This is a genomic window from Actinoplanes sp. NPDC023714, assembly GCF_040639855.1.
In the GTDB taxonomy this organism is placed as follows: domain Bacteria; phylum Actinomycetota; class Actinomycetes; order Mycobacteriales; family Micromonosporaceae; genus Actinoplanes.
The window spans coordinates 376,410-396,982 of the sequence record NZ_JBFAAR010000004.1; the positions used below are offsets into that span (position 1 = coordinate 376,410).

At 70.3% G+C, this 20,573-nt stretch carries 22 protein-coding genes; 16 read left to right on the forward strand and 6 right to left on the reverse strand.

Annotation, left to right across the window (positions count from 1 at the left end):
• From AB0G10_RS21025 to AB0G10_RS21065, 9 genes are all read left to right on the forward strand, one after another.
• Positions 1 to 702: a transcriptional regulator gene (locus tag AB0G10_RS21025; RefSeq protein WP_360923955.1), complete on the forward strand. Its 702-nt coding sequence runs from the start codon at positions 1 to 3 to the stop codon at positions 700 to 702.
• Positions 699 to 2,120 carry a Fe-S cluster assembly protein SufB gene (sufB, locus tag AB0G10_RS21030; protein ID WP_360923958.1) on the forward strand — a complete coding sequence of 474 codons (1,422 nt, stop codon included), beginning with the start codon at positions 699 to 701 and terminating at the stop codon, positions 2,118 to 2,120. Before AB0G10_RS21025 ends, sufB begins: the two co-directional genes overlap by 4 nt.
• Before the next feature lie 32 nt (positions 2,121 to 2,152).
• On the forward strand, positions 2,153 to 3,274 hold the full coding sequence (gene sufD / locus AB0G10_RS21035) for a Fe-S cluster assembly protein SufD (protein WP_360923961.1): 1,122 nt from the start codon (positions 2,153 to 2,155) through the stop codon (positions 3,272 to 3,274).
• Positions 3,271 to 3,603 carry a non-heme iron oxygenase ferredoxin subunit gene (locus tag AB0G10_RS21040; protein ID WP_014441745.1) on the forward strand — a complete coding sequence of 111 codons (333 nt, stop codon included), beginning with the start codon at positions 3,271 to 3,273 and terminating at the stop codon, positions 3,601 to 3,603. Before sufD ends, AB0G10_RS21040 begins: the two co-directional genes overlap by 4 nt.
• Positions 3,600 to 4,358 (forward strand): Fe-S cluster assembly ATPase SufC, encoded by a 759-nt coding sequence (gene sufC / locus AB0G10_RS21045; protein ID WP_360923964.1) that lies wholly within the window; start codon positions 3,600 to 3,602, stop codon positions 4,356 to 4,358. The genes AB0G10_RS21040 and sufC overlap by 4 nt, the downstream gene beginning before the upstream one ends.
• A gap of 11 nt (positions 4,359 to 4,369) precedes the next feature.
• Entirely contained in the window at positions 4,370 to 5,599 is a 1,230-nt protein-coding gene (locus AB0G10_RS21050) for a cysteine desulfurase (protein WP_360923967.1), read from the forward strand.
• Positions 5,599 to 6,057 carry a Fe-S cluster assembly sulfur transfer protein SufU gene (gene sufU / locus AB0G10_RS21055; protein ID WP_360923970.1) on the forward strand — a complete coding sequence of 153 codons (459 nt, stop codon included), beginning with the start codon at positions 5,599 to 5,601 and terminating at the stop codon, positions 6,055 to 6,057. Before AB0G10_RS21050 ends, sufU begins: the two co-directional genes overlap by 1 nt.
• Complete coding sequence (locus AB0G10_RS21060) at positions 6,054 to 6,566, forward strand: metal-sulfur cluster assembly factor (RefSeq protein WP_360923973.1); 513 nt, start codon at positions 6,054 to 6,056, stop codon at positions 6,564 to 6,566. Before sufU ends, AB0G10_RS21060 begins: the two co-directional genes overlap by 4 nt.
• Positions 6,567 to 6,639: 73 nt before the next feature.
• Positions 6,640 to 7,374 carry a maleylpyruvate isomerase family mycothiol-dependent enzyme gene (locus AB0G10_RS21065; RefSeq protein ID WP_360923976.1) on the forward strand — a complete coding sequence of 245 codons (735 nt, stop codon included), beginning with the start codon at positions 6,640 to 6,642 and terminating at the stop codon, positions 7,372 to 7,374.
• Positions 7,375 to 7,514: 140 nt separating this feature from the next.
• On the opposite strand, the gene AB0G10_RS21070 is transcribed toward AB0G10_RS21065, so the two are convergent.
• The 4 genes from AB0G10_RS21070 to AB0G10_RS21085 form a co-directional block, all read right to left on the reverse strand.
• Positions 7,515 to 8,465 (reverse strand): alpha/beta hydrolase, encoded by a 951-nt coding sequence (locus AB0G10_RS21070; RefSeq protein WP_360923979.1) that lies wholly within the window; start codon positions 8,463 to 8,465, stop codon positions 7,515 to 7,517.
• A 68-nt stretch (positions 8,466 to 8,533) separates the two neighbouring features.
• A complete protein-coding gene (locus AB0G10_RS21075; protein WP_360923981.1) occupies positions 8,534 to 9,796 on the reverse strand; it encodes an MFS transporter in 1,263 nt (420 codons plus the stop codon).
• Positions 9,769 to 10,266, reverse strand: coding sequence for a helix-turn-helix domain-containing protein (locus tag AB0G10_RS21080; protein WP_360923984.1), 498 nt, complete (start codon positions 10,264 to 10,266; stop codon positions 9,769 to 9,771). Before AB0G10_RS21080 ends, AB0G10_RS21075 begins: the two co-directional genes overlap by 28 nt.
• A gap of 50 nt (positions 10,267 to 10,316) precedes the next feature.
• On the reverse strand, positions 10,317 to 11,006 hold the full coding sequence (locus AB0G10_RS21085; RefSeq protein ID WP_360923987.1) for a histidine phosphatase family protein: 690 nt from the start codon (positions 11,004 to 11,006) through the stop codon (positions 10,317 to 10,319).
• A gap of 228 nt (positions 11,007 to 11,234) precedes the next feature.
• On the opposite strand from AB0G10_RS21085, the gene AB0G10_RS21090 reads away from it, so the two are divergent.
• On the forward strand, positions 11,235 to 11,927 hold the full coding sequence (locus AB0G10_RS21090; protein WP_360923990.1) for a LysE family transporter: 693 nt from the start codon (positions 11,235 to 11,237) through the stop codon (positions 11,925 to 11,927).
• Positions 11,928 to 12,179: 252 nt separating this feature from the next.
• Here the strand turns inward: AB0G10_RS21090 and AB0G10_RS21095 are convergent, their stop codons facing one another.
• On the reverse strand, positions 12,180 to 12,860 hold the full coding sequence (locus tag AB0G10_RS21095; RefSeq protein ID WP_360923993.1) for a DNA alkylation repair protein: 681 nt from the start codon (positions 12,858 to 12,860) through the stop codon (positions 12,180 to 12,182).
• A 34-nt stretch (positions 12,861 to 12,894) separates the two neighbouring features.
• On the opposite strand from AB0G10_RS21095, the gene AB0G10_RS21100 reads away from it, so the two are divergent.
• Complete coding sequence (locus tag AB0G10_RS21100) at positions 12,895 to 13,527, forward strand: acVLRF1 family peptidyl-tRNA hydrolase (RefSeq protein ID WP_360923996.1); 633 nt, start codon at positions 12,895 to 12,897, stop codon at positions 13,525 to 13,527.
• On the opposite strand, the gene AB0G10_RS21105 is transcribed toward AB0G10_RS21100, so the two are convergent.
• On the reverse strand, positions 13,524 to 14,432 hold the full coding sequence (locus AB0G10_RS21105; protein WP_360923999.1) for a neutral zinc metallopeptidase: 909 nt from the start codon (positions 14,430 to 14,432) through the stop codon (positions 13,524 to 13,526). The two genes, AB0G10_RS21100 and AB0G10_RS21105, sit on opposite strands and share 4 nt — an antisense overlap.
• A gap of 204 nt (positions 14,433 to 14,636) precedes the next feature.
• Here AB0G10_RS21105 and AB0G10_RS21110 point away from each other — a divergent pair, with 204 nt between their 5' ends.
• The 5 genes from AB0G10_RS21110 (at position 14,637) to AB0G10_RS21130 (ending at position 19,984) form a co-directional block, all read left to right on the forward strand.
• On the forward strand, positions 14,637 to 16,241 hold the full coding sequence (locus AB0G10_RS21110; RefSeq protein ID WP_360924002.1) for an ABC-F family ATP-binding cassette domain-containing protein: 1,605 nt from the start codon (positions 14,637 to 14,639) through the stop codon (positions 16,239 to 16,241).
• 477 nt (positions 16,242 to 16,718) lie between these two features.
• Positions 16,719 to 16,946 (forward strand): helix-turn-helix domain-containing protein, encoded by a 228-nt coding sequence (locus tag AB0G10_RS21115; protein ID WP_014441759.1) that lies wholly within the window; start codon positions 16,719 to 16,721, stop codon positions 16,944 to 16,946.
• Complete coding sequence (locus tag AB0G10_RS21120; RefSeq protein ID WP_360924006.1) at positions 16,943 to 17,731, forward strand: enoyl-CoA hydratase/isomerase family protein; 789 nt, start codon at positions 16,943 to 16,945, stop codon at positions 17,729 to 17,731. Before AB0G10_RS21115 ends, AB0G10_RS21120 begins: the two co-directional genes overlap by 4 nt.
• Positions 17,732 to 17,791: 60 nt before the next feature.
• A complete protein-coding gene (locus AB0G10_RS21125) occupies positions 17,792 to 19,723 on the forward strand; it encodes an ABC transporter ATP-binding protein (protein ID WP_360924009.1) in 1,932 nt (643 codons plus the stop codon).
• 27 nt (positions 19,724 to 19,750) lie between these two features.
• Positions 19,751 to 19,984, forward strand: a complete 234-nt coding sequence (locus AB0G10_RS21130) for a hypothetical protein (protein WP_360924012.1) — start codon at positions 19,751 to 19,753, stop codon at positions 19,982 to 19,984.
• Positions 19,985 to 20,573: the final 589 nt, after the last annotated feature.

Below are 20,573 nucleotides of genomic sequence, written 5' to 3' on the forward strand. Positions count from 1 at the left end.
GTGAAAAACGAGGTGCTGATCCCGGTGAGTGCGGTGGCGTCTGCCACGGCCTCCGACGGGCGCACCCGTGACCGGGTCGCGCAGCTGCTCCTGGAGCGTGGCGCGGCCACCGCCGCCGAGCTCGGGGCTTCGCTCGGCCTCAGCCCGGCCGCCATCCGCAAGCACCTCGACGCGATGCTCGCCGAGCAGCTCGTCGAGGTCCGGGTCGCGCGCCTCTCCGGCCCTCGCGGCCGGGGCCGGCCGGCCAAGCGCTTCGTGCTGACCGCCGCCGCGCGCGAGACCTTCCCGCACCACTACGACGGCATCGCCACCGCCGCGCTGCGCTGGATCGTCGAGCAGCACGGTCCGGAAGCGCTCAGCGCCTTCGCCACCTCTCAGGTCCGGGCGCTCGAGGAGCGTCTGAAGGCCGCGATCCTGGCCGCCGGATCCGACCCGATCGCCAGGGCCGAGGCGCTCGCCGAGGCGCTGACGGCCGAGGGTTACGCTGCGAGCGCGACCACGATCGCGTCCGGCGGGCAACTGTGCCAGCATCACTGCCCGGTGGCTCACGTGGCTGCCGAGTTCCCTCAGCTGTGCGACGCCGAGACCGAAGTCATCTCCCGGCTCATCGGCACCCACGTGCAGCGCCTCGCCACCATCGCCCACGGCGACGGGGTGTGCACGACACACATCCCGTCATCAACGGTTAGGACAGATACATGACTGACCAGATCGTCACTCAGGAAGAGCACCTCGCGGCTCTGGGTCGTTACGAGTACGGCTGGGCCGACGCCGACCACGCCGGCGCCTCCGCGCAGCGTGGCCTGTCCGAGGCGGTGGTGCGCGACATCTCGGCGAAGAAGAACGAGCCGCAGTGGATGCTCGACCTCCGCCTGAAGGGCCTGCGCCTGTTCGACCGCAAGCCCATGCCGAACTGGGGCGCCGACCTCACCGGCATCGACTTCCAGAACATCAAGTACTTCGTGCGCTCCACCGAGAAGCAGGCCCAGTCGTGGGAGGAGCTTCCGGAGGACATCAAGAACACGTACGACAAGCTGGGCATCCCGGAGGCCGAGAAGCAGCGTCTCGTCGCCGGCGTCGCCGCGCAGTACGAGTCCGAGGTCGTCTACCACGCGATCCGTGAGGACCTCGAGGAGCAGGGTGTCCTCTTCCTCGACACCGACACGGCCCTCAAGGAGCACCCGGAGATCTTCCAGGAGTACTTCGGCACGGTCATCCCGGTCGGCGACAACAAGTTCGCCGCGCTGAACACCAGCGTGTGGTCGGGTGGCTCGTTCATCTACGTGCCGAAGGGCGTCCACGTCGACATCCCGCTGCAGGCCTACTTCCGGATCAACACGGAGAACATGGGCCAGTTCGAGCGGACCCTGATCATCGCCGACGAGGGCAGCTACGTGCACTACGTCGAGGGATGCACCGCGCCGATCTACTCGTCCGACTCGCTGCACTCCGCGGTCGTCGAGATCGTCGTGAAGAAGAACGCCCGGGTGCGCTACACGACCATCCAGAACTGGTCGAACAACGTCTACAACCTGGTCACCAAGCGCGCCACCTGCGAAGAGGGCGCGACCATGGAGTGGATCGACGGCAACATCGGCTCCAAGGTGACGATGAAGTACCCGGCGGTCTACATGACCGGCCCGCACGCCAAGGGCGAGGTGCTCTCGATCGCGATGGCCGGCGAGGGCCAGCACCAGGACTCCGGCGCCAAGATGGTGCACGCCGCGCCGAACACGTCGTCGACGATCGTCTCGAAGTCGATCGCCCGGGGTGGCGGCCGGACGTCGTACCGCGGTCTCGTGCAGGTGCTGGAGGGCTCGTCGAGCTCGAAGAGCACGGTCAAGTGCGACGCGCTGCTGGTCGACACGATCTCCCGCTCGGACACCTACCCGTACGTCGACATCCGCGAGGACGACGTGAACATGGGTCACGAGGCGACCGTCTCCAAGGTGAGCGAGGACCAGCTCTTCTACCTGATGAGCCGCGGCCTCACCGAGGACGAGGCGATGGCGATGATCGTGCGCGGCTTCATCGAGCCGATCGCCAAGGAGCTCCCGATGGAGTACGCGCTGGAGCTGAACCGCCTGATCGAGCTCCAGATGGAAGGCGCAGTCGGCTAAAGCTGGCAAACCGGACAATATTAAAGGACGAAATGACTACCATCGCCCCGCCGAGCACCAAGTCGCAGGTGCTGCGCTCCTTCGACGTCACCGACTTCCCCGCCCTGAACGGCCTGGAGGAGGAGTGGCGCTTCACCCCGCTCAAGCGGCTCGGTGACCTGGTCAAGGCCACGTCGCTGACCGGCGCGGCGCCGTCCGTCGAGTTCGGCGACCTGCCGGCCGGCGTGACGGTGTCGACGGCCGACGACGTCGACCCGGTGCTGACGCCGTTCGACCGGATCAGCGCGCTCGCGTACGGCTCGGCTGCCGGCGTCACCGTCATCGAGGTGGCGGCCGAGGCCGTGCCGGCCGAGGCGGCGGTCATCCGGCTCGTGGGCAAGGGCGGCGACGCCGCGGCGGCGCGCACCTTCGTGAAGGTCGGCAACTTCGCCAAGGCCACGATCGTGCTGGAGCAGACCGGCTCGGTCACCCTCGCCGACAACATCGAGGTCGTGCTCGGCGACAGCGCCCAGCTGACCTTCGTGACGCTGGCCGAGTGGGACCGCGACGCCGTGCAGGCCCAGCACGTCAAGTTCCGGGTCGGCAAGGACGCCCGCGTCCAGCACCTGCAGGTGACCCTCGGCGGCGACCTGGTCCGCCAGTTCACCAGCGTGGAGTACGCCGGCCGCGGTGGCGACGCCGAGCTGTTCGGCCTCTACTTCGCCGACTCCGGCCAGCACCACGAGCACCGCCAGCTGGTCGACCACGCCGTGCCGGACTGCCGCAGCTACGTCGGCTACCGGGGCGCGCTGCAGGGCGCCTCGGCGCACACCGTCTGGGTCGGCGACGTGCTGATCCGGGCGGCCGCGACCGGCACCGACACCTACGAGATCAACCGCAACCTGGTCCTGACCGACGGCGCCCGCGCCGACTCGGTGCCGAACCTGGAGATCGAGACCGGTGAGGTCGCCGGCGCCGGGCACGCGAGCGCGACCGGCCGGTTCGACGACGAGCAGCTGTTCTACCTGATGGCGCGCGGCATCCCCGAGGACGAGGCGCGCAAGCTGGTGGTCCGCGGCTTCTTCGCCGAGCTGATCAACAAGATCCCGGTCGAGGAGCTGCGCGAGCGCCTCGGCGACGCCATCGAGGCACGTCTGGCCGAGGCCGGGCAGTGACGTTCGAGAACGTCGGCCCGGCGTCCGACGTGGCCAAGGGCACCGCGCTCCAGGTGGAGGTCGACGGTGTCGAGGTCGCGATCGTGCACGCCGACGACGACAACTTCTACGCGGTACGTGACGAGTGCAGTCACGCGTCGGTGGCGCTCTCCGAGGGGGAGGTGGACGGCTGCACGCTCGAGTGCTGGCTCCACGGTTCCCGCTTCGACCTGCGCACCGGTGAACCGTCCGGACCACCCGCCATCGACCCCGTGGCGGTCTACCCCGTCGAGATCCGCGACGGCGACATCTACGTTTCGACCACACCCAGTAATGGAGTAGAGCCGTGAGCACCCTGGAGATCCGCGACCTGCAGGTTTCGGTGAAGCTGCCCGAGGGCGAGCTGAAGCCGATCCTGGCCGGGGTCGACCTCACCGTGAAGTCCGGCGAGACCCACGCCATCATGGGTCCGAACGGCTCCGGCAAGTCGACGCTGGCGTACTCCATCGCGGGCCACCCGAAGTACGAGATCACCGGCGGATCCGTGACCCTCGACGGCGTGGACGTCCTGGAGCTCAGCGTGGACGAGCGCGCCCGGGCCGGGCTCTTCCTCGCGATGCAGTACCCGGTCGAGGTCCCCGGCGTCTCGGTGGCCAACTTCCTGCGTACCGCGAAGACCGCGATCGACGGCGAGGCGCCGAAGCTGCGCACCTGGGCCGGCGAGCTGCGCGGCGCCATGGAGAAGCTGCAGATGGACCCGTCCTTCGCGCAGCGCAACGTGAACGAGGGCTTCTCCGGCGGTGAGAAGAAGCGTCACGAGATCATGCAGCTCGAGCTGCTCAAGCCGAAGATGGCGATCCTCGACGAGACCGACTCCGGCCTCGACATCGACGCCCTGCGGATCGTCAGCGAGGGCGTGAACCGCGTCCGCGCCACCGGCGAGACCGGCTTCCTGCTGATCACGCACTACACCCGGATCCTCCGCTACATCCAGCCCGACTTCGTGCACGTCTTCGTCGGCGGCAAGATCGTCGAAGAGGGTGGTCCGGAGCTGGCCGAGCGGCTCGAGGCCGAGGGCTACGAGAAGTTCCTGACCAAGGCCTGAGAGGTTCCCGGATGAGCTTCGACGTCGAGCAGGTCCGTAAGGACTTCCCGATCTTCGAGCGGGAGGTCAACGGCCACCCGCTCGTCTACCTGGACAGCGCCAACACCTCACAGAAACCGGTGCAGGTGCTCGACGTCATGCGCGCGCACCAGGAGCGGTACAACGGCAACGTGTCCCGCTCCGTGCACACGCTCGGCACCGAGTCGACCGAGGCCTACGAGGGTGCCCGGGCCCGCATCGCCGCCTTCATCGGCGCGGCGAGCCCGGACGAGGTGGTCTTCACGAAGAACTCCACCGAGGCGCTCAACCTGGTCGCGCACTCGGCCGGGCAGCACCTGCGCCTCGGCCCGGGCGACGAGGTCGTGGTCTCCGAAATGGAGCACCACTCCAACATCGTGCCGTGGCAGCTCCTGTGTGAACGGACCGGCGCGACCCTGCGCTGGTTCGGGATCACCGACGAGGGGCGGCTGGATCTCAGCCAGGCCGACGAGCTGATCAACGAGCGCACCAAGATCGTGTCGCTGGTGCACATGTCCAATGTTCTGGGCACGATCAACGACTTCTCGGACATCTCGGCGCGAACCAAAGCGGTCGGCGCTCTTCTCGTTCTCGACTGCTCGCAATCGGTGCCCCATCTGCCGATCAACGTGCGGGAGCTCGGCGCCGACCTGATCGCCTTCACCGGGCACAAGATGCTCGGCCCGACCGGCATCGGCGTCCTGTGGGGCCGCTTCGACCTGCTGGCCGAGCTGCCGCCCTTCCTCGGCGGCGGTTCGATGATCGAGACGGTCACCATGACCGGCACGACCTACGCGGCCCCGCCGGCCCGCTTCGAGGCCGGCACCCCGCCGATCACCGAGGCGATCGGTCTCGGCGCGGCGGTGGACTACCTGACCGGCCTCGGCATGGCGGCGATCCACGAGCACGAGCAGGCGATCACCCGCTACGCGCTGGACGCGCTGACCGCCGTTCCCGGTGTCCGGATCTTCGGGCCGGCGACGCCGGTCGGGCGCGGCGGCACGGTGTCGTTCGGCGTCGACGGGGTACACCCCCACGACGTGGGCCAGATCCTCGACGCCCTCGGTGTCGAGGTGCGGGTCGGCCACCACTGCGCGCGGCCGGTCTGCTCCCGCTTCAGCGTTCCGGCGATGACGCGGGCCTCGTTCTACCTCTACACGACGACGGACGAGATCGACGCCCTGGCGCGCGGTCTCGACCAGGTGCGGAAGGTGTTCGGCTGATGATGCTCGACGGTCTCTACCAGGAGATCATCCTCGACCACTACAAGAATCCGCACGGCCGGGGACTGCGTGATCCCTTCGACGGGGAGGCGCATCACGTCAACCCGACGTGTGGTGACGAAATCACTGTTCGGGTCAACTCGGACTTGTCTGAAATTTCGTATGACGGGCTTGGGTGCAGCATCAGCCAAGCGTCGGCATCCGTTCTGCATGAACTGCTGCAGGGTAAGGACGCGGCTTCCGCTGCGGAGATCCACCACTCGTTCGTCGAACTGATGCAGAGCCGTGGACAGATCGAGCCGGACGAGGAGGTGCTCGGCGACGGCATCGCGTTCGCCGGCGTCGCCAAGTTCCCGGCCCGGGTCAAGTGCGCGCTGCTGCCGTGGATGGCTTTCAAGGACGCGGCGGTGCGCGCGGGCGTGGACGTGGGCGCGAGCCCGGAGGTGAAAGCACGATGACCGACAAGACCGATTCTGTTCAGACCGTGGCGTCGGTTCCCGGATCTGCCGGGGATGGCTCGGCCGACCAGGTTCCGGCGTGGCTCGAGGCCGAGCGCGCCGAGTCCGGTGAGCCGGCCGAGGTTCCCGCGGTGAGCGTCTCCGAGGCCGCCCCGGCAGCCGAGGCCGCCGTGGCTCCTTCGAAGAAGGCCTCGATCGACGACGTCGAGGAGGCCATGAAGGACGTCGTCGACCCCGAACTCGGGATCAACGTCGTCGACCTGGGCCTGGTCTACGGCGTCCACGTGGACGACGACAACGTGGTCACCCTCGACATGACGCTGACGTCGGCGGCCTGCCCGCTGACCGACGTGATCGAGGACCAGACCCGCCAGGCGCTGACCACCGGACCGGGCGGCGGCCTCGTCCAGGACTTCCGGATCAACTGGGTGTGGCTCCCGCCGTGGGGCCCCGACAAGATCACGGACGACGGGCGCGAGCAGCTGCGGGCCCTCGGGTTCAACGTCTGATTTCGTACGTCTTCAGGGCGGTGCGCCGACGAGCGCGCCGCCCTGTGTCGTACCCCGGTGGTAGAACCGGGGAATGGCATCGATACCGCCCTTTCCTGAGCTGCTGTCGCTGATCGAGTCGCGGTCGGCGGCGCTGCGCGAGGCTGCCGGCGACCTCACGGCTCCGGTGCCCGGCTGCCCGGGGTGGTCCGTGCGCGATCTGATCACCCACCTGAGCCGGGTGCAGCGCTTCTGGTCGGCGGTGGTCCGGGCCGGCGATCCCGCCGCCCCGCCTCCGGTCCCGGTGCTGCCTCCGGGCGAGCTTCTTGATGCGTACGAGGAATCGACCCGCACCCTGCTCGACGCCCTCACGGCCGCCGGACCCGACGTGCCCTGCTGGTCCTGGTGGCCGGAGTCGGCCGCGCCGCACACGTCCGGCGCGATCGCCCGCCACCAGGTGCAGGAGGCGGCCGTCCACGCGTTCGACGCGCAGGAGGCGATCGGCAGGCCCGAGCCCCTGCCCGCCGCCGTAGCGGTCGACGGCGTCGGCGAGTTCCTCCAGGTCGCCATGGGTTCCCTGGGCGCCTGGCCGCACCGCCCGGCGAGGGTCGAGTTCCAGGCGCTCGAGGGCCCGTCCTGGACCGTCGACCTCTCCCCGTCGGGCGCCACCCTCGACCCGGCAGCCAGCGGCGAGCCGGTGACCCGTGTCCAGGGCCGGGCCAGCGACCTGGTGCTTGCCCTCTACCGCCGGATCCCGCTGGCCGACGTCCGCATCGACGGCGACCGCGAGGTGGCCGAGCAGATCAGGGAGTGGTGCATCGTGGACTGACCTTCCATCACGACCAGGCCGCCACCCCACCCGGCGGTCCCCGCTCCGGGCGGTCCCCGCTCCGGCCGTCTCCGCTCCAGCCATCTCCGCCCTGGCCCGCGCGATTCACGTGGCCCGCGCAATTCACGTGGCCGGGCGGGTCAGCGCGACTCGGCGAGGAAGTCGATGAGGAGGGGATTGAGCAGATCGGGGCGTTCCATGCTGGGCAGGTGGCCGGCCCACGGGAGTTCGACGTGCCGGGCTTTCGGGAGGACGGTCGCCAGGTGCGCGGCGATCTCGCGGAAGTCGGGGAGGTCGTGAGCGCCGGACACCAGCAGCGCCGGCGCGGTGATGACGCTCAGATCGGCCTCGGCGCGCGCGGCCGGAGCCGCGGCCTGCTCGGCGGCGGCCTGCTCGGCGGCGGGAGACCCGGCCTGCTTGACGACGGCCTGCTCGGCGGCGGCGGGAGATCCGGCCTGCTCGGCGGCGGCGGCCGGTGTCTGCTGCGTGCGCTGTGCTGCCGGGGCGGCTTGCGGCTCGGCGGTGGGGCCGGTGGCGGCGTCGGCGGCGAGGGCTGCGGCTGCCCTGTCGGCGGCCAGCTGGACCTCGAAGGCGTTGCGCTGCATCCGCCGTACCCTTGCAAGCTCTTTCTCGCCCGCCTCGGGGCCCAGCCAGAGGTCCACGTTGAGCTCGGTCGCGGCCGTGACGTCGCCGGCTTCGAGCAGGGCGTCCTCGCGGTCGCTGAAGTCGCGGAGGGCGGGGCTCGGCTCGTGGCCTCGGAGGGCGGTGCAGAGCAGGGCCAGGGCGGTGACGCGTTCCGGGCTGCGGGCCGCGAGGTCGAGGGCGACGCGGCCTCCGCCGGACGAGGCGATCACGGCGGTGCGGGTGATGCCGAGGGTGTCGAGGAGGGCGGTCACGTCGTCGGCGTCGTCCCAGTCCTCGCCTGCGGTGATCGGGGATTCGCCGTATCCTCGCAGGTCGCAGCGGATGACCCGGTGGCCGGCGGCGGTGAGGGCCGGCATCTGGGGGTCCCACATCCGGCGGTCGGCGACCGTGGAGTGCAGGAGGATCACGGCCGGGCCGCTGCCGGAGATGTCATGAGCCAGGGGCATTCCGACGAACCTAGCGCATCGGAAGGTTTCCAGTCGGTCCGTGCGGGAATGCGGGCACTCGGTGAAGGCTAGGCGGGAGCGACGGCTTTGCGGGTCTCGCTGCGATCGAGGGCCTGCCAGGCCGGGAAGACGAACGTCGCGGCCGTGACCGCCAGGTATCCGATCGCGGCCAGCAGTGCGGCGGTCTGCAGGCCGAGCCGGTCGGTCGCCCAGCCGCCCAGGACGCCGCCGAGCGGGATGCCGGCCCAGGACACCGAGATCAGGACGCTGATGACCCGGCCGTGCATGTGTACCGGGATCCGCCGGTAGACGGCTGCCAGCAGGATCGGGTTCACCGTCGACATGAGCGCGCCGGAGATGGCGGCCACGGTCAGCACGATCCAGACCCGGTCGGTGAACGCGAGCGCCAGCAACGGGCCCGGCCCGCCCAGGAAGAAGCAGACGGCGAACGTGCGCCTGCGCGGCAGCCGGGGCGCCAGGACCGTGAAGAGGATGTTCCCGGCCACCGCGCCCAGGCCGAACGCGGTCCCGACCACGCCGAGGGCGGCCGGGCCGTGCGGGCCCTCGCGCACCCAGACCGGGACGAACACCGTCGCGTACGCCTGGTCGAACATGTTCGTGACGAAGAGCAGCGACATCACGCCGAGGATGAGCCGATCCCCGCGTACGTGGCGGAAGCCGTTGCGCAGGGCTGCGCCGTACCCTTGCTCGCAGGCCGCGTCAGCCGCACCCACCCGGACCAATCCGCCGATCAGGATCGCCGCCGCACCGAAGGTGGCGGCGTCGTAGAGCAGCACCGTCTCCGCACCGTGCGCCGCGATCAGCAGGCCGGCCAGGGGCAGGCCGATCAGCGTCGACGCGCGCGCCACCCCGTCGTAAAGCGTGGTCCCGCGCTCGGTGGAGACGCCCGCCGCCGCGATGGTGCGGGGGAGGAGCGCACGCTTGGCCGCGTCCCCGAATCCGCGGAGGGCGCCCGCCAGAGCGATCAGGAGCAGGAGTACGCCGAGCGACGTGCTCTGCCAGATCGCCAGGATGGGGATGCCGGCGACCGCGAGAACGCTCGCCGTGTCCGCCGCCACGGCGGTCGGGCGCGGGCCGACACGGTCCACGATCGGCCCGCCGATGAGCCCGGCCAGGACGTACGGAAGCATCTCGGCCAGCCCGGCCACGCCCGCCAGCAGCGCCGAGTCGGTGCTGGTCAGGACGAGCCACGGCAGCGCCACGAAGGTGATCCGGCTGCCGAGCATGGAGATCCCCTCGGCGGCGAGGAGGACGGCGAACTGGCGGCTCGCCGGCGCCGCCCTCAGCGGATCTGCGGAAAGGACTGCCACTGGAACACCACCCTCCCGGTGTCCGTGGGGGCCGGCTCGCCCGGCCGGTCGTCCGGATAGTCGGCGAGCACCCGGTCGATGCGCCTGAGCAGTTCGGCCGCCTGCGCCGGCGTGAGCCGCAGGGCCCGGTTGCCGATGGTCACGCTGTCACCCCACTCGTCGGGCACCGCGCCCGCGACGGCCAGGAAGTCCTGCACCCGCTGGAAGTCGGCGACGGCGACGGCCCGCAGCGAGGACGGTGTCTCGGAGACCCGCCACCAGCGCTCCCGTCCCGGCCCGGGACGCGGCTCCTCCTCGACGAAGCCGTACCCGGCGAGCTGTCTCAGGTGGTAGCTGGTGGCCCCGGAGCTCTCCCCGGTCTGGCCGGCCAGCCGGGTCGCCGTCGAGGCGCCCTGTTCCCGCAGGATGCGCAGGATGCGCAGGCGTAACGGGTGCGCCAGGCCACGCAGCGATCGAGGGCTTCCGGGCATCGCCCCAACATATGTTTGCAAATATGTCTTTGCAAGATGTCCGTCTATGCCTATGGGGATGGCAGATGGTCGATGACGTTGTAACTGTCCAGCGTGAGACGGCCGGAGGAGCCGTCGAACCGGCTGATCGACGCGTTGCGGACGCTGCCCGACTCGGCCTCCACGGCGAGCACCTGGTCCCATTCCAGATCCTCGACGACGGCCCGCATCATGAGTACGACGGCGTCGTGGGCGACGACGACCACGCGCTGGCCGCCGTGGTCGCGGTGCAGGTCGTCGAGGAAGGACCGGAGGCGCACCCGGATGTCGGCGAACGACTCGCCGCCGGGCGGGGCGTACTCGTACTCGCCGGCCTCGGCCCGCCGCGCCGCCTCGCCCGGGTACCGGGCCGCGACCGCCGCGTGGGTGAGCAGTTCGAGCTCGCCCATGAGCCGGTCCACCAGCCGGTCGTCGGTCCGCGGTTCCGGCAGGTCGAGCCCGGACGACTCGGCGGCGATCCGCCAGGTCTCCCGGGCGCGCAGGTACGGCGAGGTGATCACCACTTGTGGCCGGTGCTCCCCGGGAAGCGTGGCCAGCCAGCGCCCGAGCGCGGCGGCCTGCTCCTCGCCGGCCGGGGTCAGCGGCACCTCGGCGTCCCGGCCGCTCACCTCCGCCTCCATGAGGTCGTCGGCGTCGGCGGCGGCGAAGGCGACGTTGGCCAGGCTCTGCCCGTGCCGGACCAGGATCAGTTCAGCGACCATGATCGGACCTTATCGAGCGGAACCCCCGCCGGTCACCCTCCGGATCCGAGGAGATGCGTCACGTGACCGAATGGCGGTGGGATATTCGGTGGCCGGAAGGGGTGTCCGGGCCGATGATGGCGGCGTGACCGTCTTCGAGCCGTACTCCGCCGTCTCTGCCCCCGCTGCCGTCCGGGCCGGCGGGCAGCAGCAGCGCGTCCGCGGAACGGCGGTGTCACGGCAGCTGTCATGAGCGGCGCCTTCCTCGCCGGCGTGGTCGCCGGATACGGGATCGCGGTGCCGGTCGGCGCCATCGGCGTGCTGATCGCCGGGCTCAGCGCCCGCACCTCACTGCGGGTGGGTGCCGCCGCGGGTCTCGGCGCGGCCACCGCCGACGGCCTCTACGCGCTGGTGGCGGTGGCCGGCGGCGCGGCCGTGGCGGCGGCGATCGCCCCGGTGGCGGTACCGCTGCGCTGGGCCGGCGCCGTCATCCTGCTCGCCCTGGCCGCCTGGACGGCATGGGGCGCCCTGCCTTTCCGCCGGCGGCTGAAGAGGGCCGGCGGGCCGCCACCCGGGCCGGGCTCGGCCGGTGGGCCGCCGTCCGGGCCGGGCTCGGCCGGGGAGCGGGTCCGCGGCGTTCGGGCGGCTGAGGGAACGACCGGCGCCGGCAAGGCCTATCTCGGCGTTCTCGCGCTCACGTTGCTCAACCCGGCCACCGTGATCTACTTCGCGGCGCTGGTCCTGGGCAGCGGAGGTGAAGGCGGCGGCGTATGGTTCGTCGCCGGCGCATTCCTCGCGAGCGCCAGCTGGCAGCTGCTGATCGCCGGCGGCGGGTCACTGATCGGGCGGGTACTGACCGGGGAGCGCGGCCGTCTGATCACGGCCCTCATCTCGAGCGCCGTGATCGCCGCGCTGGCCCTCCACCTCCTCCTCACCACCTGACGACCCGCCCTTCTTGTGTGTTGAGTCGGGGTGCGGATTGGACCCGGACTCAACACGTGGGCGGGTTTCTCCGGGGGCGTGTTGGGTTGGGGTGCGTTGCGGGCCGGAAGTCAACATGAGTCGGGCCGTCCTGCTTGCGTGTTGGGTTGGGGTGCGGATTGGACCCGGACTCAACACGTGGGCGGGTTTCTCCGGGGGCGTGTTGGGTTGGGGTGCGGACCGGACCTGAAGTCGACACGCGGACGGGGTGGATTAGAGGTGCTTCGACGCCTCGCGGATCGACAGCGGGGAGAGGTCGGCCGCGTGCTCGGCCAGGAAGGCGCGGACCTCGGCCGGATCGGTGCGGGCGTACTGCCGCAGCGCCCAGCCGATCGCCTTGCGCACGAAGAAGTCGGGATGGCGGGCCTGCGCAGCGCAGTAGCCGAACAGCCGATCGGTATCGGTCGCCGCGCCGTAGTGCAGCTGGTGCAGGATCGCCGTCCGGACCAGCCACATGTTCTCCTCGCGGTGCCACTCGTCCATCCGCGCGACCAGGGCCGGATGGCGCCGCACCAGACCGGCGACGACGCGGGTGGCGAGCGGGTCGATCGTGTCCCACCAGGACTTCGTGGTGATCAGAATCCGCAGCGTGCCGAGGAAGTCCGGACCGGGGACGGTGACGTGCGCGGTCAGCAGGTCGCAGGCGAACTGCTGGAACTCGCGCTCCTCCCGGTCCCAGCAGGCCAGCGCCACCGCCCGGAGATCGTCGGCGCTCCACGGGCCGAGGCCGGTGAGGGCCGCGCGCGCCCGGGCCCGGCGGATCGGCGACGGCAGGCCGTGGAACGCGAACTGGTCGCGCATGTACGCCTCCATGCCCACGGCCCGTTCCGGATCACGCGCCGACGCGAACTCGGCGGTGAGGCGTTCCATCAGAGTCCCGGCCAGGTCGCTCATAGTCCAGGCATCCTGCCACCGTACTGTGACGAGAATGGGTGAACGCGCGGCCGCGGGTGGCGGGAAATGGGTCGACGTCGCTCCGGAACGGCTGTCGCGCTGGCTGGATAATTTCGCGACGCGGCACGGGCCGTACCGGGAAGAGGGTTTGACGGTGACCGCCGCGGACGGCGCGTCGGCGACGCTGAGCGAGCCTCCCGGCGCCGGCCCGGCCGTGACGCTGACCGAATTGATCCATCAGGCGCAGACGCCGCGAAGGCTCGGACTCCTGCTCGCGCGGAAGGGCGCGGTGGCCGTGGGCATCGCCGTGGGTCCGGAACTGATCACGTCCAAGGTGGACACCCACTACGTGCAGGGCCGGACCGCGGCGGGCGGCTGGTCGCAGCAGCGCTTCGCGCGCCGCCGGGACAATCAGGCGAAAGCGGCCGCTGCCGATGGCGCCGGCATCGTGGGGCGCATTCTTCTTCCAGAGGTACGAAGATTGACGGCCGTCATCACCGGAGGGGATCGTTCGGCGGTCGAGGCGGTGCTGGCGTCACGGGATCTGGAACGCATCGCGGAATTGCGCGCCGACCGTTTCCTGGATGTGCGCGAGCCGCGGCATGCGGTCCTGGTGTCCGCAGTCGCCGCGGCTCGCGCAGTGACGATTCTGGTGCGCGAGCCCTAGCTCACCGCGCCGGCCTTGAAGGTGTCGCACTGCTTCGGGTCGCCGGATTCGTAGCCGACCCGGAACCACTGCTGGCGCTGCGCGGACGTGCCGTGCGTGAACTCCTCCGGGTTGACCTGGCCGCCGCCCTGCTTCTGCAGCGTGTCGTCACCGATCTGCCCGGCCGTCTGGATGCCCTCCTGGATGTCCTGCTCGGTCAGGCTCGTGAAGATCTTGTCGCCGTCGGCGTCGGTGGTGTTCGCGGCGTGGTTCGCCCACGCGCCGGCGTAGCAGTCGGCCTGCAGCTCCAGCTTCACCGACTCCTCGTTCTGCGAGGACGGGTCGCGCTCCTGCCGGCGGCGCATCTCCGCCTCGGTGCCGAGCACGTCCTGCACGTGGTGGCCGTACTCGTGGGCCAGCACGTAGGGCTGGGCGAACTCGCCGGGGGCGCCGAGCTGCTTGGCCAGCACCTGGTAGAAGGAGAGATCGATGTAGACCTTGTCGTCGGCCGGGCAGTAGAACGGCCCGACGCCGGAGTCGGCCGCGCCGCAGGCGGTGCTCACCCGGTTCGCGAAGATGTGCGTGACGGCGGGCTTGTACTGCTCGCCGAAGGACTGCGGGAGGGCGTCCTGCCAGTAGTCCTGGATCGAGGTGACGTAGAGCGCGTTGCGGCACTCCAGCTGCTGGAGCTTCTGCTCGCCGGTGCACGCCGACAGCGGCGTGCCGGTGGACGATCCGCCGCCGTCCCCGCCGATCGTGTTGATCCCGAAGTACCCGCCGACCAGCGCGATGACCAGGGTCACGACGATGCCGGCCAGGCCGCCGCCACCGATCGGCAGCCCGCCTATGCCGCCGCCCCCGCCACCCGATCCCCGGCCGTCCTCGATCTGACTGGTGTCGATGTCGGCGCGTTCGTTCAGTTCCATGTCGTCCTGCCTTCGCCACGGTTGCCCGGGCGAGTACCCGTTGATCTTGTGAACTAATCGAGTGGGAGCTCCGCGGGGGTGACCGGTACTATGGTCGCGTGCTGCTCTGCGAAGGCTGACCTGCCCCGCGCCGACCGTCCTCCCCGATGGCCGGCGCTTTCTTGCGCCCTGAGTCAGCCCGTTTTCCCGAGAGCGAGAAGCTTAATGATCACCGCCACCGGACTGGAACTCCGCGCCGGCGCCCGGATCCTCATCTCCCCGACGACGCTGCGGGTGCAGCCCGGCGACCGGATCGGCCTGGTCGGCCGCAACGGCGCCGGCAAGACCACCACGCTGAAGGTGCTGGCCGGCGAGGGCACGCCCTACGCCGGCACGGTCGAGCGGACCAGTGAGATCGGATACCTGCCGCAGGACCCGCGCACCGGCGACCTGAACGTCACCGGCCGCGACCGGGTGCTCTCCGCCCGCGGCCTGGACAGCATCCTCGCCGAGATGCAGAAGCTCGAGATCCAGCTCGAGGAGAGCTCGGACGACAAGCTGGTCCGGCGCTACGGACAGCTGGAGGACCAGTTCTCCGCGCTCGGCGGGTACGGCGCCGAGTCCGAGGCCGCGCGGATCTGCGCGAACCTGGGACTGCCGGACCGCGCCCTGGCGCAGACCATCGGCACCCTCTCCGGCGGTCAGCGCCGCCGGATCGAGCTGGCCCGCATCCTGTTCGCCAACTCCGGGCAGAACGGCAAGGGCATCCTGCTGCTCGACGAGCCCACCAACCACCTCGACCAGGACTCGATCGCCTGGCTCCGCGGATACATGGCCCAGCACAAGGGCGGCCTCATCGTGATCAGCCACGACGTCGAGCTGCTCGACGCCGCGGTCAACAAGGTGTGGTACCTGGACGCCAACCGCTCGGTCGTCGACATGTACAACATGGGCTGGAAGACCTACCTGGAAGCCCGGGAGACCGACGAGCGCCGGCGCCGCCGTGAGCGGGCCAACGCCGAGAAGAAGGCCGGCGCGCTGATGGCGCAGGCCGACAAGATGCGGGCGAAGGCCACCAAAACCGTGGCGGCGCAGAACATGGCCCGCCGTGCGGAGAAGCTGCTGGGCGGGCTCGAGGAGACCCGCGCCTCGGACAAGGTGGCGAAGGTCCGGTTCCCCAGCCCCGCCCCGTGCGGCAAGACCCCGCTGACGGCGTCCGGCCTCTCCAAGTCGTACGGATCGCTGGAAATCTTCACGGATGTCGACGTCGCCGTCGACCGGGGCAGCCGCGTGGCGATCCTGGGTCTCAACGGCGCCGGCAAGACGACGCTGCTGCGGATGCTCGGCGGGCTGCTCGAACCGGACACCGGCGAGGTGCGGCCGGGGCACGGGCTGCGGCTGGGCTACTACGCCCAGGAGCACGAGACGCTCGACGTGGACCGCACCATCCTCGACCACATGCGCAGCGCCGCGTCCGAGCAGACCGACACCGAGCTGCGGAAGATCCTCGGTGCCTTCCTCTTCTCGGGTGACGACGTCGACAAGCCGGCCGGGGTGCTCTCCGGCGGGGAGAAGACCCGGCTGGCCCTGGCCACGCTGGTCTGCTCCGGGGCGAACGTGCTGCTGCTCGACGAGCCGACGAACAACCTCGACCCGGTGAGCCGCGAGCAGGTGCTCGACGCCATCGCCAACTACCCGGGCGCGATCGTGCTGGTCACCCACGACGCGGGCTGCGTGCAGGCGCTCAAGCCGGACCGCGCGATCCTGCTGCCGGACGGCGACGAGGACGCGTGGAGCGACGATCTGCTGGAACTGGTCGAGCTGGCCTGAGCCCCCGAGGGGTCACGCAGAGCATGTGATCGCTCACGTGGTGCGAATTTCCCGGGGATCAACTGCATCGTCAGTTGTCAACTGGTGCCCACACAGACAGTGCGATGTTCGGGCGTTTACGGACGGGTCGGGCGCGGCGATGACCGCACCCGGCCCGTCTTTTCGTCACCCTCTGGAGCGATCATCCCACTCTCCGGAGCGGTCAAGCCTCCCACCTGCGGGTCGTCTCGATCGAGTGTTTCTGCAGGTGATCGATGGTCTTGGGGAGCGCGCCGGACGATCACGGTCGGACCGGAATTGCCTCGCGGGCTGCTGCCGGCAAACTGTCTGACATTGATGCCTGTGGTAACCGTCAAGTTCCTGACAGTAATAAATGGGCACGTTCGCGAGCGCTAGATGCCTGGCGCATGATCGTTGGAGACGGTGTAATAGGTGGGACCGTATCTGACCGCACTGTCTGCGACGTGAGGATTCAAGATGGCAGCCACTGGCACAGCTACCAGTACTGAGAAGGGTCGTCGAATCGTCGGTAGCGAGCGGCAGTCGCTCGCCAAGGACCTGGTGAAGCGATACACCTCGGGCGAGAGCATCCGGGCGCTGGCCGCTTCCACCGGAAGGTCCTACGGATTCGTGCACCGCGTGCTCACCGAATCGGGCGTGCAGTTGCGCCAGCGTGGCGGCGCCCGCCGCCGCAAGAAGGCGTGACGTCCGGCAACGCCGTCCCGGTGAGCGACGAACCAGGCGTTCGCTACGAACTCCACGGGCCGGTGGCAACGGTGACGTTGTCCCGGCCCGACGTTCTCAATGCACAGACTCCGGCCATGTGGACGGAGCTGGGCAACATTTCGAGGAAATTACCGGGCGACGTACGGGTCGTCATTGTGCGAGCCGAGGGCCGCGCCTTTTCGGCGGGCCTGGATCTGTCGGTCGCACGCGGTGAGGGCGATTCTTCACTGGCCAGACTGGCACAGTTGTCCGCCACCGAGTGCGCCGATCGGATTGCCGGCTTCCAGACCGCGTTCACGTGGTTGCGGAGCCCGTCCATTGTGACAATCGCCGCCGTTCAGGGGCACGCGATCGGCGCCGGCTTCCAGCTCGCGCTGAACTGCGACATGCGCGTGCTCGCCGACGACGCGAAGTTCTCCATGGCCGAGGTGACCCTCGGCCTGGTGCCCGATCTGGGCGGTACGAAGCGGCTCACCGAGCTGGTCGGCCCGTCCCGGGCGCTGGAGATCTGCGTGACCGGCCGGCGGATCCCGGCGGACGAGGCGGACCGGATCGGCCTCGCCACCGCCGTCGTGCCACGAGCCGACCTGGACGCCGCGGTCTCGGACCTCGCCGCGGCGATCCTGGCCGGCGACCCCGGCGCGGTCGCCGAGATCAAGGCCCTGCTCCTGGGTGCGCCCCAGCGGTCGTACGCGGAGCAGGACCGTGCCGAGCGGGAGGCGCAGACCCGGCGCCTCAGCGACCTGCTCGGATCCGGGGAGTAAAGGACTCACCTCCCGGGTTGTCATACCCGCGGTGCATGCTTGGCACCCGGGAGGTGAGGAATGAACCCGACGTCCAGCTGGATGATGCTGCGTTCGATCGAGCGCTCCGACCAGGTGCGTAAGCATCAGGTCAAGCGCGGCACCGGACGGCGCATCCTCCGGTTCGCCCGGCCCTACCGCCGGGACATCACGGTGTTCCTGCTGACCGTCGTGGTCGCGGCCGGGATCGGGGTGGCCACGCCGCTGCTCGCCGGCCAGGTGATCAACGCGATCACCGGCGGCGGCGCCGACGCGGCCGGCACGGTGGTGCGGATCGCCCTGCTCATCGCCGGCCTCGCGGTCGCCGACGCGCTGCTGTCCCTGGCCCAGAGGTGGTACTCGGCCCGGATCGGCGAGGGCATCATCCTCACGCTGCGGACCAGGGTCTTCGACCACGTCCAGCGGATGCCGTTGCAGTTCTTCACCCGTACCCAGACCGGCGCCCTGGTGAGCCGGCTCAACAACGACGTGGTCGGCGCCCAGCGGGCGTTCACCTCGACCCTCTCCGGCGTGCTCAGCAACGTCATCCAGCTCGTGCTCACCGCCGTCGTGATGTTCACGCTGTCCTGGCCGATCACCCTGCTGTCGCTGGTGCTGCTGCCGGTCTTCATCATCCCGGCGCGCCGGGTCGGCAGCCGGCTCGCCGAGATCACCCGCGAGTCGTACAACCTGGACGCGAAGATGAACGCGACCATGACCGAGCGCTTCAACGTCTCCGGCGCGCTGCTGGTCAAGCTCTTCGGCCGGCCCGACGCCGAGGCCGCCCGGTTCGGCGAGCGCGCCGAGCGGGTCCGCGACATCGGCGTGCAGCAGGCCATGTACTCGCGCACCTTCTTCGTGGCGATGCTGCTGGTCGCGTCGCTGGCCCAGGCTTTGACGTACGGTCTGGGCGGCTGGCTCGCGGTCAACGGGCAGGTCTCGGCCGGCACCGTGGTGACCCTGGCCCTGCTGCTGACCCGGCTCTACGGGCCGCTCACCGCGCTCAGCAACGTCCGGGTCGACGTCATGAGCGCGCTCGTCTCGTTCGACCGGGTCTTCGAGGTGCTCGACCTCGCCCCCGGCATCGCCGAGAAGCCCGGCGCCACCCCGATCCCGGCCGGCGCGGGCCGGATCGAGTTCCGTGACGTGCGGTTCCGCTACCCCAGCGCCGACGAGGTCTCGCTCGCCACTCTCGAAGACGTGGCGGCCCTCGACCGCCGGGAGAACGAGCTCGTCCTCGACGGCGTCGACTTCACCGTCGAGCCCGGTCGCATGGTCGCGCTGGTCGGCCCGTCCGGTGCCGGCAAGTCGACCACCTCGATGCTGCTGTCCCGGGTCTACGACGTGACCGGCGGAGCCGTGCTGATCGGCGGCGTCGACGTCCGCGACGCCACGCTCGGCTCGCTCCGCGACACCATCGGCGTCGTCACCCAGGATTCGCATCTGTTCCACGAGACGATCGCCGAGAACCTCCGGTACGCCGCTCCCGGCGCCACCGAGGAGCAGATGTGGGCGGCGCTGGAGGGCGCGCAGGTGGCCGACCTGGTCCGGACCCTGCCCGACGGTCTCGACACGGTCGTGGGGGAGCGCGGCTACCGCTTCTCCGGCGGCGAGAAACAGCGCCTCGCGATCGCCCGGATCCTGCTGAAACAGCCGTCGATCGTGGTGCTCGACGAGGCCACCGCCCACCTCGACAGCGAGTCCGAGGCGGCCGTCCAGCGCGCCCTCGCCGAGGCACTGCGCGGCCGCACCGCCGTGGTGATCGCGCACCGCCTCTCGACGATCCGGGACGCCGACGAGATCCTGGTGCTCGACCACGGCCGGATCGCCGAGCGCGGCAGGCACGCCGAGCTGGTCGGGGCCGGCGGGCTCTACTCCGAGCTCTACCGCACCCAGTTCGCGACCGCGTCACCCACCTACCCCGAGGAGGACGTCGAGATCCTGACCGTGCCCGCCCGCACCATCGAGCCCTGATTCCCGTTCCTCTCTTTCATGGGTACGGTGAAACGCGTGACGGGCCTGCTCATCACCGCCGGGATCGTGGCCGCCCTGCTCCATGCCCTGTGGCGGTTCGCCGGCTGGGCCCGGCGCAGGGGCGTCGGCGGCGGCCTGATGGGCCCGATCGACGAGGCCTGGCACCCGTCGGCCGACAGTTCCCGCCGCGAGACGGCGGTGCACGAGCAGCGGGTGCTGCCCCCGCGCCCCACCGACGACCTCGACGCGGGACGGCGCTGACCTGCCACCGGCCGCGCCGGTCTTTTGTCGGCCGCGTTGACTCTCGCCTGCCGTGCTGACCCCGCCTGCCGTGTGGCTTCCCGGCGGCAGAGGGTGCGTGGGTGTCTGCTCGGTCGCTCCCGGCAGTCGCTCGACGGTGGTGGCCGTGGCGCGGCGCGGGAGTCCGGCTGCAGTCCATGGTTGCCAGCGCGCTTCCTCGGTGCCGCGATCGCGGGGGTAGGCGACCGGCATGGTGTTCGGTGGCGGATCGGGGAGGGTTGGGCTGCTGGCCGGGTTTTCGGGGAGTTGGGGAGGGTGGACTGATAGGAGGAGGGCGCAACCCATCACGCAGGTCGCGCGTTGTGTGCTCGCGGGATGGACGCGTAGCGGCCAGCGAGTAGCGGCGCGCCCTCGGCGGGAGCTGCGGTCGGTGACACCCACCCCGCTGCGACATGAATTTGACCTTGGTTTGCATTTTGAACACCCCGGTTGGCGGGGGCTTGATCGGTGTTTTTAGATTTTCGGCGTGGGTTGGATGCGGAAGCTTCGGCATGCGGGTGGTCCGGTGGCGCGGGCTGTTGAGGTCGTCGATGAGGCCGGGCGGGCATTT